Annotated in this window: 10 protein-coding genes; 2 read left to right on the top strand and 8 right to left on the bottom strand. The window is 52.3% G+C overall.

Features of this window, described 5'->3' with window-relative positions:
* Positions 1–497 precede the first annotated feature (497 nt).
* The 5 genes from gltX to ACNPN0_RS09390 form a co-directional block, all read right to left on the bottom strand.
* Positions 498–2,003, bottom strand: coding sequence for a glutamate--tRNA ligase (gene gltX, locus ACNPN0_RS09410; protein WP_448937823.1), 1,506 nt, complete (start codon positions 2,001–2,003; stop codon positions 498–500).
* 101 nt (positions 2,004–2,104) lie between these two features.
* Positions 2,105–2,869 (bottom strand): fumarylacetoacetate hydrolase family protein, encoded by a 765-nt coding sequence (locus tag ACNPN0_RS09405; protein ID WP_448937824.1) that lies wholly within the window; start codon positions 2,867–2,869, stop codon positions 2,105–2,107.
* Positions 2,870–2,999: 130 nt separating this feature from the next.
* The gene (locus tag ACNPN0_RS09400) at positions 3,000–5,159 is read right to left on the bottom strand and encodes a hypothetical protein (protein WP_448937825.1); all 2,160 of its coding nucleotides are present in this window, start codon (positions 5,157–5,159) and stop codon (positions 3,000–3,002) included.
* Positions 5,160–5,244: 85 nt separating this feature from the next.
* The gene (locus ACNPN0_RS09395; protein ID WP_448937826.1) at positions 5,245–6,339 is read right to left on the bottom strand and encodes a branched-chain amino acid aminotransferase; all 1,095 of its coding nucleotides are present in this window, start codon (positions 6,337–6,339) and stop codon (positions 5,245–5,247) included.
* 115 nt (positions 6,340–6,454) lie between these two features.
* A complete protein-coding gene (locus ACNPN0_RS09390) occupies positions 6,455–7,513 on the bottom strand; it encodes a 3-isopropylmalate dehydrogenase (protein WP_448937827.1) in 1,059 nt (352 codons plus the stop codon).
* A 195-nt stretch (positions 7,514–7,708) separates the two neighbouring features.
* On the opposite strand from ACNPN0_RS09390, the gene ACNPN0_RS09385 reads away from it, so the two are divergent.
* Positions 7,709–8,929: a sensor histidine kinase gene (locus ACNPN0_RS09385; RefSeq protein WP_448937828.1), complete on the top strand. Its 1,221-nt coding sequence runs from the start codon at positions 7,709–7,711 to the stop codon at positions 8,927–8,929.
* 7 nt (positions 8,930–8,936) lie between these two features.
* Positions 8,937–9,629, top strand: coding sequence for a response regulator (locus ACNPN0_RS09380; protein WP_448937829.1), 693 nt, complete (start codon positions 8,937–8,939; stop codon positions 9,627–9,629).
* A 55-nt stretch (positions 9,630–9,684) separates the two neighbouring features.
* Here ACNPN0_RS09380 and wecB read toward each other — a convergent pair whose 3' ends face one another.
* From wecB to ACNPN0_RS09365, 3 genes are all read right to left on the bottom strand, one after another.
* Entirely contained in the window at positions 9,685–10,884 is a 1,200-nt protein-coding gene (gene wecB / locus ACNPN0_RS09375; RefSeq protein WP_448937830.1) for a non-hydrolyzing UDP-N-acetylglucosamine 2-epimerase, read from the bottom strand.
* A 3-nt stretch (positions 10,885–10,887) separates the two neighbouring features.
* Positions 10,888–12,126 carry a UDP-N-acetyl-D-mannosamine dehydrogenase gene (gene wecC / locus ACNPN0_RS09370; protein WP_448937831.1) on the bottom strand — a complete coding sequence of 413 codons (1,239 nt, stop codon included), beginning with the start codon at positions 12,124–12,126 and terminating at the stop codon, positions 10,888–10,890.
* A 68-nt stretch (positions 12,127–12,194) separates the two neighbouring features.
* Positions 12,195–13,400, bottom strand: a complete 1,206-nt coding sequence (locus tag ACNPN0_RS09365) for a glycosyltransferase family 4 protein (RefSeq protein ID WP_448937832.1) — start codon at positions 13,398–13,400, stop codon at positions 12,195–12,197.
* Positions 13,401–13,622: the final 222 nt, after the last annotated feature.

Genomic DNA, 13,622 nt, shown 5'->3' with positions numbered 1-13,622 from the left:
TTGTGAAGTGAGGCACTGTCCGTGAGAAAATACTGGAGTCCCACATCAACGGCACTTTGATAGCCACCAACAGGGTCATCCCCTATGCAAAGCGCTTGTGCCGGCAGACCCTCTAATTCAGCGTACCGGCCAAGGAACGGGGCAAAAATGGGGTTTAGGAGCACCGGTGATATCGTAACCAGCGATCCAAGGCGTATAAGCTTATCCGCTGGGCGCGGTTAATCCTGCCAAACTGTACACACGCAGCAACCGCACTGCTCGCTTTTCCATAAACGCGAGCTTGCCTGCGATGCACCTCTCCCGGGCTTAATCACCCTCAACCGCAAAAGCAGCCGCCATTCCGGCTCCGACATGGACGAGAAACCGCGGATTTCGGACGTTTGCAAATCTACGAGCGCGTCATCAACATCAAAGCGAACGCCTCGGACAGGATCAGTCACAGGACTGGAACCATCCGAGGCGTTCAAAGTGCTTTTCAGCGGGCTTTCGGCGAATAGCTAGCGGGATTCACCAAATGCACGCAAACGCTTGAGGCTCGACTCGCGTCCAAGAATTTCCATGGACTCGAAGAGCGGTGGAGATACGCGCTTTCCGGAGATAGCAACGCGGGCTGGTCCGAATGCCTGACGAGGCTTCAGTTCCAGTTCGTCCACAAGCTTCGTGCGCAGTGCTGCCTGGATGGTTTCGGCGTTCCATTCGGCAAGGGTTTCGAGGCCCTGGACAGTAGCATCGACAACCTCCACCAAATTTGCCGGCATTCCCTTGAGCGCTTTCTCGTCAATGACAATTTCGTCATCAGACTTGAAGAGGAATTCAAGCATGTCGGTCGCTTCACCCAACAGGGCAATACGTTCCTGCACCAGTGGCGCAGCCTGGTCCAAGATGACGTTTTCACGTTCAGTCAACTCTTCGCCCACCAGGCCAGCGGCCTTCAGGTAAGGAACCAAACGATCACGGAAATCCTGCGCCTCGAGCATGCGCACGTGGGTGCCGTTGATTGCTTCTGCCTTCTTCACATCGAAGCGGGCAGGATTGGACAGTACGTCCGTTACATCAAAGGCTTCTACCAGCTGTTCACGCGAGAAGATATCTTCATCAGCGCTCAGCGACCAGCCAAGCAGCGCGAGATAGTTCAGCAGGCCTTCCGGGATGAAACCATTGTCGCGGTGAAGGAATACGCTGGATTCTGGATCACGCTTGGAGAGCTTCTTGTTGCCCTGTCCCATAACGTAGGGCAGGTGGCCAAAGCGCGGCATGTACTGGGCAACGCCGATATCGTGCAGCAACGCATACAAGACGACCTGGCGTGGGGTCGAGGACAACAGATCCTCGCCACGAAGTACGTGGGTAATGCCCATCAGCGCATCATCGATTGGGTTGACCAGGGTATACAGCGGCTTGCCGTTGGCGCGCACCACCACGTAGTCGGGAACGGATCCAGCCTTGAAAGTGATCTCGCCACGTACCAGGTCATTGAAGGTAATGTCGTGATCCGGCATGCGAACACGCAATACCGGCTCACGGCCTTCGGCCTTGAACGCGGATTTCTGCTCATCGGTCAGTTCGCGGTCGAAGTTGTCGTAGCCCAGCTTCGGGTCACGGCCGGCTGCCTTGTGGCGTGCTTCAACTTCTTCTGGGGTCGAGTAGGACTCGTACAGATGGCCTGCAGCACGAAGCTTGGCAATGACGTCCTCGTAGATGTCACCACGCTGCGACTGGCGGTATGGCTCATGCGGACCGCCCGCGTTGACGCCCTCGTCCCAATCGATACCCAACCAAGCCAGAGCATCCAAAAGCTGGTTGTAGCTTTCCTCGGAGTCACGCTTGGCATCGGTGTCTTCGATGCGGAAGACCATTTTGCCGCCGGTGTGACGCGCGTAGGCCCAGTTGAAGAGGGCAGTACGGATCAAACCTACGTGAGGGGTACCAGTTGGGGATGGGCAAAAACGAACGCGTACCGGGGTATCTTCGGTAACAACGGGAATCAACGAAAGATCAGTCATGATGTTTTCATTCTATGCCTTCTGCATAGAAACTTGCAGTTAAAGCGCGAGGCTCCCGATCACATTAGCGATCGAAAGCCTCACAACATCAGTAATGGTTCCTAGCGACGGAAGACGGTTCGCAATGAACCGATACCTTCGACTTCCACTTCTACAACGTCGCCTGCATTTACTAGGCCGACACCCGCAGGGGTGCCGGTCATGATGACATCGCCTGGCAGCAAGGTGAAAGCTTCGGAAGCACGAGCAACCAATTCGTTGACCGGCCAGATCATGTCGTTGGTAGTTCCATCTTGGCGAACCTCGCCATTGACGCGACTGATAATTCCCAGATCATCCGGGTCGGCAATCTCGGTCTCAATCCACGGGCCCAGCGGGCAGGAACCGTCAAAGCCCTTGGCACGAGCCCACTGCGGATCGGTGCGCTGAGCATCGCGGGCGGTCAGGTCATTTGCTACGGTGTAGCCGAAGATCACGTCCTGCGCCTTGTCGGCTGGAACATCCTTGCAAATACGGCCGATCACCACGGCAAGTTCGCCTTCGAAGGAAACTTCATTTGAAAACGCCGGCAGGGTGACGGGGTCTCCATGGCCGACTACGGAAGTATTCGGCTTCAAGAACATCAGCGGCTCAGCAGGAACTTCATTTCCAAGTTCCTTGGCGTGCTCGCGGTACGTGCGACCGAAGCCCACGACCTTTGAGCGAGGGATGATCGGGGCTACCAACCGAACATCATCCAAGGAGTGCGTAGCACCAGTGGTCTTGACCCCCTGGAAAAATGGATCTCCAGCCAAAACATGAATATCGTTACCGTCGACGACGCCGTACAGCGGGTCGCTATCTACTACAAATCGTGCAATGCGCATGAATACAAGCCTAATACATTGAGCATTCCATAGTATCTGTCGCCTTTCTGTCGGATCCAAGAACCCTTTGAATGCTTACCATCTTGCGACCTGGAGAAAATCGACTTGGACATCAATTGGATACCGGATTTTACCGACTCGGTAGCAAATCCAGTTCCACCAAGCTTGTATCGTTGTGTACTCCGAACACCCGGCCATCCGGTAACGCAGTAATTCGATAACCAAATTTACAATGACTCTCACGGCTGCCTATAGTTGACTTTGTGTGAGACATGAAGTCAATGACAGTGGTAACGTCCGCGGCGCTATGGACTAATTTTCCCCCAGCGCTAACAGCTATGTCCGCGCTCGCCCACCCTGGTCGTCTATTCGAATTTTCAGTATTCGATAAGTAATGCTTCCTGACCATCGCGCCATTATCCGGATCAATGACAATAACGCCCTCAATGTCTGCGACAAGCAACCATCCACCGACTAGTTTCGGAGAATATAACGCCCCTGCATCAACCACAGGGTTCGTGATCCAACACATTTGCTTGTTGACAATGTCGAATTTGAATACTTTGGCCTGGTCATTGGTATCCGGCGTGCCGTACCCGTTCCGAACTGACGTCGTGCCGTATACGAACTCTTCATCTGCGACTAGCCCGATAACAGAGTGTGAGTCAACGAACCCCTTGCCGTTCCCGTCCAAAACCCAATCTATTTCATTGTTTTGTAGTGAAATCTTGCCAAAGACACCCCCCGAACGACCATAGTCTGGAACAGTACCAAAAAATACACTCTTCGAGTTTGCCGCCCAGCCAAACGGGCGGGATTGATTATATTTTCGATCGAGACGTTCAAGGAGAATGTACGACTCAGGATCATCCCGGTGGGCCAAGTCAACACTAATCAGGTCCGCATATCCGTAGGAGCCGATGAAAATTCTCCCTGCTGCTTCAATCATCCCTTCAATTTGATTGATATGCCCCTCCCCATCCGGGGAGGACCAGCGCTCACCAGTATCACCATCGATAGAATTAATACCTTTTCCCATAAAAGCACCAATATAAACTTTTCCTGATGAGCTTCCAAGTAAGGACTGAATTGCGTAATTCCCGCGTATAAGTGAAAAGTTGGAAATTCCTTTAGTGCCCAAGCTTTTTGGGTGAACACTAATCAATTGCAAACCTCCGGATACTTTGTAAACCAATAAAATATCATCGCTATTCGCAATGATCTTCAACACTGGACCTTCGGGAATACGGCCGAGGCGCACGTCTGTCCAATTATTGATACACGTCTTGTAGAGTGATCCGTCGGTAATGCTGTAGAAAACTTCATTATTCCCAAAACGGACACTATTTGATGCATACCGCTTTGCCCAAACTCTAGACAGCCGATGATCCCATTCCCTAGTACGCTGCTTATAAATTAGCTGTTCTGTAATTCCACTGACACTCACAACAATGTATACATCGAATGAGTACAAACTGGTTACGAATCCGCTTTCTTGGGGGATAGGGAGCAAGACTTCCTGTATCTGATGCAAATTGTGCACAGAAATAACAAATATCCGCGGGTTTTTGGAACCAGTTCCGACCCATACATTGTCGAACTGGTCGAGAAGAATCTCCCTCGCGTAATCCGTGTCAGAGGCTAACTTTCCCGTAGATTCCCAATTATTCTGTACAGGGTCAAACTTATAGACGGCCCCAGTTGGATAGCCTCCCATCCAAATCCTGCCTGAGGAATCGATTTTGATCCCATACAGATACGTAGCTTCTTCAATACTGGTTACCTTGGAAACCTCGTCAGGCTCGTTCGGGCTCCAACTATAGACATGGTTAGCATTAGTTATGAACAAGCGCCTTCTTGACAGATCCCATGCCATGGAACCGATTCCACCATCATGGCCTTCTGGGATACTAGTAACATAGATCGGACTCTCTTTCGACGGATCCAGTATTTGCAATTGATTGGAGATGCCAATCAAAGTTACGGCAAACCAAGATTTCCCGGTGCCGTCGATATTCGTTAATTCCAGAATTTCTGAAACTTCGTCGGCTGGAAAAGCATTCTCATGTTTTCTCAGGATACCTCGGGTATCATTGACGCGAACAAGCGATGCCAGTAGGTCCGCTTCACCGGAATCCCAAATCGCCCCTCCCGGCTCTCTCCTTACTGAGCCGTGCCTGCCGTCACTGATAGTCGAGGCGTTTGCCACAGAGGAACCAATTGCAAGCGTGGAAGCCAGAATCGCCCTGCGGGTGATTTTTCTAGAGAGTTTCGCTGAGTCCGACGACACCTCTTACAACCTCAAAACTTCGAAAAATGAACTTTGCGTTGGGCCAAGCCTTACGCAATTATGGCAACGTGTGACACCCGCACTGCTAGGCCAACCGTTCCAGCCAACCGTGGCGGTCTTCCACGGTGCCCCGCTGGATGCCCAGCAGTTCTTCGCGAATGGACATGGTTACTTCTCCGGCTGCAGCACTCTCATCACCAATGAGCTCTTCGCCGTTCTTCAACAGACCGATAGGGGTGATCACCGCTGCTGTACCGCAAGCAAAGACCTCGGTGATATCGCCTGAGGCGATGCCTTCACGCCACTCATCCAGGGTGATCTTGCGTTCTTCGACCTCCATGCCGCGATCCTTCGCGAGCTGGATGACCGATGAACGGGTCACGCCCTCAAGGATGGTTCCGGTCAACGCTGGGGTCACCAGCTTGTTGTCCTTCGTTACGAAGAAGACATTCATGCCCCCGAGCTCTTCAACGGCATTGTCATTGAAGGAGTCAAGGAACAGAACCTGCTTGCAGCCGTTTTCTTCAGCTTCCAGCTGGGCGACGAGCGAGGCCGCGTAGTTGCCACCGCACTTAGCCGAACCTGTACCGCCTCGGCCTGCTCGTGCGTAGTTCTTCGATACCCAAATGGCCACTGGCTTGAGTTCGCCACCGAAGTAATTTCCTGCTGGCGAGGCGATGACGCGGTAGGAAACCTCACGCGCTGCACGCACACCAAGGAATGCTTCGGTAGCAATCATGAATGGACGCAGGTACAGGGCTTCACCGTCACCGGTAGGAACCCAATCGATATCCGTTGCTACCAGCTTGCGCAGCGAGTCGACGAAAACGTCTTCATCCAGCTGCGGGAGCGCTAGGCGCTGGGCGGACTTGTTCATGCGGGCAGCGTTGGCCTGCGGGCGGAAAGTCCATACCGAACCATCGGCATGGCGGTAGGCCTTGAGACCTTCGAAGATTTCCTGGCCATAATGCAGGACTGAAGCGGCCGGGTCCATGGCGATAGGGCCGTATGGCTCAATTCGAGCATCATGCCATTCACCGTTACGGCCGCTATCGTCTGCTGACCAGTCGATGACTGCGGTGTGGTCAGTGAAGAAGTCTCCGAACCCAGGATTAGCCAAGACGCCGGCTCGGTCCTGTTCGCTCTTGCGATTCGTTGAGAGATTTTCGGTGAATTCCATCTACCCTGGACTTCCTAGTTCAATATACAAAGAACGGATGCTCCACGCCTCAGCGAAACATCCGTTCGTGGAATTTGCCACTGGCTATTAGCTAACCAGAAACGTCACTTTCAGCTTATGCCAGTAACGCCACAATTGCATCGCCAATTTCACTTGTGGTGCGATTATCGGTCAATTCTTGACGTGAAGTGATCTCTTTTTCAACAGCTTGCTCAACCGTGCGAGCTTCTTCAGCCAGCCCGAGGTGATCAAGCATCAGTGCCACGGACAGAATCGCCGCGGTTGGGTCTGCCTTCTGCTGGCCGGCAATATCCGGAGCCGAACCATGAACCGGCTCGAACATCGATGGGGAGGTACGGTCCATATTGATGTTGCCACTGGCTGCCAGGCCAATACCACCGGTAATGGCGCCGGCCTGGTCGGTGAGGATGTCGCCAAAGAGGTTGTCAGTGACAATCACGTCGAAACGCGATGGGTCCGTGGTCAAGAAGATGGTAGCCGCATCCACGTGCAGGTAATCGTGGGTAACCTCTGGGAATTCCTGCGCCACCATTTCGACAGTGCGCTTCCACAAATGCCCAGCGTGCACCAGCACGTTGTGCTTGTGCACCAAGGTGACACGCTTGCGTTCACGCGCTGATGCACGGCGGAATGCGTCGCGGACAACACGTTCCACACCGTAGGCGGTATTTACCGATACTTCGGTAGCGATTTCATGCGCGGTGCCCGTGCGCACCGAACCGCCGTTGCCTACATACGGGCCTTCGGTACCTTCGCGAACCACCACGAAGTCAATTTCACCGGGGTTAGCCAGGGGGCTCTCAATTCCAGGATAGAGCTTAGCCGGACGCAGATTCACGAAATGATCCAGCGAGAAGCGGAGCTTCAGAAGCATTTCGCGCTCGATAATTCCGGACGGAATGCGCGTATCTCCAGGGGCAGCGCCAACAGCGCCGAAGAGAATGGCATCGTGCTTCTTAAGAGCTTCCAGCGTCGCATCCGGAAGTGTTTCGCCAGTCGCCAGCCAATGCTCTGCACCAAGCTTGTAGTCGGTCAGCTTGATCTCGTTCTTGCCACCATTAGTGACGAACTTCAGAACCTTAACCGCTTCGGCAACAACTTCTGGGCCAATACCGTCACCCGGAATGACCGCAATATCAATTACATTTCCCATGGCACAGATTCTATCGCCTAGCGTCCGCCATTTGAGAGTTCATCTCAAATAATGAGATCTGATGAGTTTCCGCCGACATATTTCCTCCCTGGGCATGAGGCATCGCCGTCTTCATTGCCGATAACCTTGGATAAACAGATCCTTTGCTTCGCTATACGGATCAACAGCTACTAACACGTTGAATTGCAGGAACACTTGATCTTTGCCAATCCCCACCGTCGAATTGACGGTTGGATCCGCGAGAATCCCGGACGAGTAGATTTCATCACCGGCCTCCTGTACACGCTGTTCTGCATACCGGCAGCTCTCAGCCTCGCTTCTTCGATGTCAGTTGCCGCCGTTCTCGCCGTGCTGAGCCTTTCTCTTCTCCAGTCAGCTCCGCTGATGGTACGGCGCCGTTGCCCATGGGCAGCGACCCTCGTTGTCGCCACCGGGCATCTATTGCAACTGGGCTTTGACGGGCTAGTGATGTTCTCGCAAGTATCCGTTCCAATCATGGTTTACACCATGGCTGTCTACGGTAAACGCTGGCAGTCATTCAGCACGCTGGGGCTGGGACTGATTGGCGCGTTGTTGGCGACGTTCAGCATGTTCGGCGCCTCAAGGTACTCGCCTGATCCATCACCTGTCTTTACCTTCGACATGATGATTTCTTTCGTGGGTCTTGCATTGGTTGTCACCCTATCTTGGACCTTCGGTGACTTAGCGCGCACGAGGCGCCTGGCCATGAAGTCCCTAAAGGATCATGCCGAACGCCTGGAGAAGGAACGCCTCACCGAGCGCGCCCTGGCAGCTTCCGACGAGAGAAACCACATTGCCCGCGAGATGCATGACATCGTGGCCCATTCGCTCTCTGTCATCATCACCCAGGCCAACGGGGCACGATATGCGGCGGCGAAAGACCCGGAGATTGCCATCGAGACCTTGAAGACAGTTTCAGATACGGGCCGCGCATCGCTGAAAGAAATGCGCAGGCTCTTGGGAGTTCTACGCAAAGATGAGGAATTGGAGAATCGTCCTCTTCCGTCATTGGCAAACGTACCTGAACTCGTAGAAAGCGTTGCCGTATCCGGACTGAATGTCCAGCTCAAAACATCTGGAACCCCGCGGAAAGAACTACCGGCAGGCGCGGAGCTCACAATCTATCGATGCGTTCAGGAATCGCTCACGAATGTCATTAAACACGCTGGTCCTGACACGCAGACCCAAGTCCATATCGAGTGGACTTCCCGAGGCTTGAATTTGAGCGTCAGCGACGATGGGCGAGGTGCCGGTTCCATCGTCCTCGAAGGCGTAGGACAAGGTCTGCAGGGAATGAAAGAACGCGTAGCCTTATATGAAGGTACCTGCACTGCACTCCCCCGGACCGGGGGCGGTTTCGCCGTTAATGTTTCCATCCCTTACACCGAGGACTAATATTCAAATGCCTAAAACAGATGTCATCAAGGTCGGCTTGGTTGATGATCAGCTCTTGGTTCGCAGTGGCTTCAGAATGCTCATTAATTCCCAAGAGGATATGGAAGTCATTGTTGAAGCTGGCAATGGCCGTGAAGCACTAGCTGCACCACTGATGGCTCAGGCGGATGTCATCTTGATGGACGTGCGAATGCCGGAAATGGACGGCATCGAAGCTACCGAACGCCTATTGGATCCAGATAAGAAGGCGGCGGATGGTCCCAAGATCATCGTGCTGACGACTTTCGACATGGACGAATATGCGCTAAGCGCCATTCAAGCCGGCGCCAGCGGCTTTCTTTTGAAGGATGCGCCCCCAGAAGAACTCTTGGAATCGGTGCGCACGGTCAATCGCGGTGATGCCGTCATAGCGCCATCGACCACTCGACGGTTGCTGGACCACATGGCGCCAATGCTCAAGAAGAGCTCTTCACAGCACAGGGATCATCTGATTGCTGCAGTTGAATCGCTGACACCTCGCGAGCGGGAAGTGTTTGGCTTAATTGCAGAAGGCTTTTCCAACCCGGAAATCGCAGAAAAACTATTCCTGTCAGAAGCTACAGTCAAAACCCATGTGGGCCATATTCTGGCCAAATTGGAAGCTCGCGACCGGGTCCAGGCTGTAGTAATCGCTTACCAAACGGGCATTGCCAGTGTCTGAGTCCTGGGAAGCCAGATATCGGCCAACACCGTATTTTAAGCCGTTTGGAGAGGTTCTACCTGTGAATCATGCGAGCAGCGCGCACTAGTTGTTCTTCGCTAGGATTCCAAGAATTAAATTCCTCCGAACGTCGCCCGACACCGAGTAATTCCTTAATGGCTTCAATGCTTCTGAAGGAAGCATTACCGTCTCCATACGGATTCACTGCGGTTGCCATTGAGTCAAAGACCGCTTGGTCTTCTAGGAGAATAAGCATCTCACGGACTATGTCCTCAGTGTCAGTTCCGACCAATTTTACAGAGCCCGCAACAATACCTTCAGGACGCTCCGTATTCGAACGCATTACAAGGACGGGTTTGCCTAAACTCGGAGCTTCCTCCTGAACCCCACCTGAGTCGGTAAGGACAACAGACGAGAGGCTAAGTAGCTTGGTGAACTCAGCATAATTCAATGGATCAGTAACAATAACGTTGGAAAGCCCTGCAGTTGCGGGGATAATGCGTTCACGTACAGCAGGATTCCAGTGCAATGGCAATACGAAATCCGTATCGGGAGCTGACTTAGCGATTACGGATAATGCATTCGCGATAGATGCCATTCGTTCGCCATGGTTCTCACGACGGTGAGTCGTCACGGTGACAATGCGTCGCCCCGAAGATTCCAGATCCTTAAGACGCCTGTCGGAGAAACTGATCTCGTCTGAGAGAGTTTCGAGCAAGGCATCAATCACTGTGTTGCCTGTAACTACGATGGCGCCTTCGCTGATTCCTTCGTTCAACAGGTTTCGCTTGTTGAACATAGTTGGCGCTAAATGAAGCGTGGCGAGTTGGCTCGCAACTTTGCGGTTAGCTTCTTCTGGGAAAGGCGAAAGCAAATTATAGCTCCGCAGCCCCGCTTCCGCATGAACGACTGGAATCCCTCGGTAGAAAGCCGCAATGGCACCAGCAACAGCGCTCGTTGTATCACCTTGCACCAACACGGCGTCCGGTTCACATGCGTCGAAGACACCATCCAAACCATCTATAATTCGTGCAACCAGGCGATTCAGAGACTGAGCCGTAGTGAATACGTCCAAATCAAAATCAGGAATCACCCCAAAAAGCGTGTTCACCTGATCTAACAGCTCTCGGTGTTGACCGGTAACCGCAACCACGCATTCCAACTGGGGGGAGCACTTGGCTGCTCGAATTATAGGTGCGACCTTAATTGCTTCCGGACGCGTCCCGAAAATTACCAGCAGTTTTTTTGCTTTCACGGACTAAATATCCAATTCTTTCCACATACCTCGTGTATCCACCAGGTCTTTGGCTTCCAGAGTACTCTTCGGAATCAATTTAAAAATGTCATGATCGACTAACAATACAATCAATTGTTCGTTATCGAAGGCAACCTGAAGATCAACAAGGTGTACATTATCGAAGTCTTGAAGCGCTCGTGGTAGCTCATCGACGAACGGTTCGACAATACTAAGCCGTACATTTGGAAATTGTTCCGCCAATTCTACGGCGATGTTTACAGCAGGTGACTCGCGAAGGTCATCTACATTTGCTTTGAAAGCCAGTCCCAAGAGCGCCACGCTCTCGCGATTAGTCTCACGTAGGTACTTCGCGATCTTATCCACTACGAACCTAGGCTTGGAATCATTGACTCTGCGTGCTGAACGGATCAAAGATGTCTTCATTGGTGCTGAAGCAACGAGGAACCAGGGGTCCACAGCAATACAATGCCCACCTACGCCCGGGCCAGGCTGAAGAATCTGAACACGAGGATGCTTATTGGCCAGCTCAATGACTTCCCAAACGTTAACGCCCAGATGATCTGCCACGATTGAAAGCTCGTTAGCAAATGCAATATTGACATCGCGGAACGAATTTTCCGTTAGCTTGGTAAGTTCAGCCGTTCGTGCATCTGTAAGATGTATTTCTCCTTCGCAGAACGAACGGTATAGGGCCGCTGCCTTTTCTGCGGAATTTGCATCGATTCCCCCAACGACGCGATCATTGCTAATGATTTCTTTCATCATGCGACCGGGTATGACTCGTTCAGGACAGTGGGCAAAGTACATCACCGCATTGGTGAGGTCGGGCCTCAGATCATGCAAGATATCGCGAATCATTTCCGTCGTCCCTACAGGCGAAGTACTCTCCAGAATGAATAAGTCGTCCGCTTTCGCCAACATAGCTACCGATTCAACGGCCGACCGAATGTAGGAAGTATCTGGTTCAAAATTTGCATCGATGGGCGTAGGCACCGCAATGATGTATACCTTGGATTCCTTCGGAACCGAAGCTACAGTAAGGTTCCCGCTGACGACGCTACTCTTCAAAGCCGCCGATATGCCCGGTTCTTCGAACGTCGCGACGCCGTTGCTTAATAATTCGACGGCTTTCTCGTTAATGTCTACTCCATGTACTCGCCAGCCGGCTTCGGCCAATACAACTGAAGTGGGCAAACCTATATAACCCATGCCCACGACACAGACATCAATTTCCGACATTCTTACTCAACTTCCAAAGGATATTTGCGCTTATTCAATCTAGCGCTTACTACGGCGATAAAAGATGGCTACCGCTTATTTCTCTCATCACACAACGAACTGTACAGAGTGGTTATACGTTCCGCATTGGCGGCCCAGGTTCTGGTCGCTAATACTTTTCGACGAGCGGCCTGACCCATCGTTTTTCTTACTGACTCGTCGCCCAGTAAAATCCGTATCTTTTCAGCAAGATCCATCTGGTCACCGGCATTGAAGAGCAAACCGTCTACCCCATCATCGACGATCTCTCGCAATGCCGGAAGATCCGTAGCTACCACCGGCACTTCAAACGCCATCGCTTCAACTGGTTTAAGCGGAGTTACAGCACGTGTCACATCTAAATCACGACGTGGAACGACAAAAACATCCAACGCTCGATGATATAGCCGTGCACGGCTCTTCTCAACTCGGCCCGGGAATACTGTTCGGTCTCTAACGCCAAGTTCAGCGGCTAGATCAATAAGTCGAGTCCGTTCGGTGCCGTCCCCTACGATCACTAATCGAAGTTTAGGATTGTTCGGAACAAGTCCAGCGAACGCACTAACAAGCAAGTCGAGTCCCTCATAACCAACCAGGCTCGATACAGTGCCAATCAATTGCATCTCGTCATCAAGGCCAAGCTCCTGGCGACTAGCTGACTTCTCAGGAACATTCTCTATAAATTCTTCGCCCACAGCGTTAGGACAGATGAGTATACGGTCTGGGTCCACGCCGGAGGCAATTAATTCGTTCTTCATGGTGCTGCCAAGGGTGATAACAGCGTCAGCTGACTTAGCGATCTCAGCTTCGCGAGCTCTGAAACTGACGTACCGGAAAGACTCGCGGGTACGATCGTCGCAGCCGGAAAGCCAAGTGTCAGCAAGCTGTCCCCGTACCTCATAGACCCAGGGAATACCGTAGCTCTCCGCGACTTCTTTGACAGAGATACCGTTTAAAAACTCAGTCGTCGTGTGAAGGACCGAGGGTTCAATCTCTTTGACTTGTTCCGATAACAGGTGCGACTGAACGTTTATGCGTTCGGTTACTGTATCTGGAATAGTTTTCGGTAAAAGCCGGCGGTAAGTGACTCCATCGATCTCGCTGGTTTCCAGACTGGGTAAAATCCCTACAATCCAGGGATAGCCAACCCGCGAAAATGGAAAAACATCCCATCCCGCGTTCTGAATAGATTTCAGTACGCTATGACTCCTCTGCGTGTAGCCACTATTGGTGAAAGGCAAGGAATTGGTAAGCAAGTGCAATACTCTACGTCCTTGCAATCGCCCACCGCTAGGTAACGCCATTTTAGGGAGCACAGGCGTGGAGAGTACTGTTTTTTCCGCACCATACTGCCTAGCTAGTCGCCGACCTGTTCTTCCCGCCTTGGACGCCACAGTAAAAGCCTTCTCGTACTCCCCTAGGAAAGCTAGAATCCTAGCTCTGGCACACTGAGCTTTTGCACCTTCAGAGCCCTCCAA

Source organism: Glutamicibacter sp. AGC84, assembly GCF_053543575.1.
Note: the sequence above shows the minus strand (reverse complement) of the source record. Positions and strands in the feature narration are given on the sequence as shown.

Excerpts from the sequence above, each read along its gene's own strand:
- gltX (WP_448937823.1), bottom strand. The coding sequence starts at position 2,003 with ATGACTGATCTTTCGTTGATTCCCGTTGTTACCGAAGATACCCCGGTA.
- ACNPN0_RS09405 (WP_448937824.1), bottom strand. The coding sequence starts at position 2,869 with ATGCGCATTGCACGATTTGTAGTAGATAGCGACCCGCTGTACGGCGTC.
- ACNPN0_RS09395 (WP_448937826.1), bottom strand. The coding sequence starts at position 6,339 with ATGGAATTCACCGAAAATCTCTCAACGAATCGCAAGAGCGAACAGGAC.
- ACNPN0_RS09390 (WP_448937827.1), bottom strand. The coding sequence starts at position 7,513 with ATGGGAAATGTAATTGATATTGCGGTCATTCCGGGTGACGGTATTGGC.
- ACNPN0_RS09380 (WP_448937829.1), top strand. The coding sequence starts at position 8,937 with ATGCCTAAAACAGATGTCATCAAGGTCGGCTTGGTTGATGATCAGCTC.
- wecC (WP_448937831.1), bottom strand. The coding sequence starts at position 12,126 with ATGTCGGAAATTGATGTCTGTGTCGTGGGCATGGGTTATATAGGTTTG.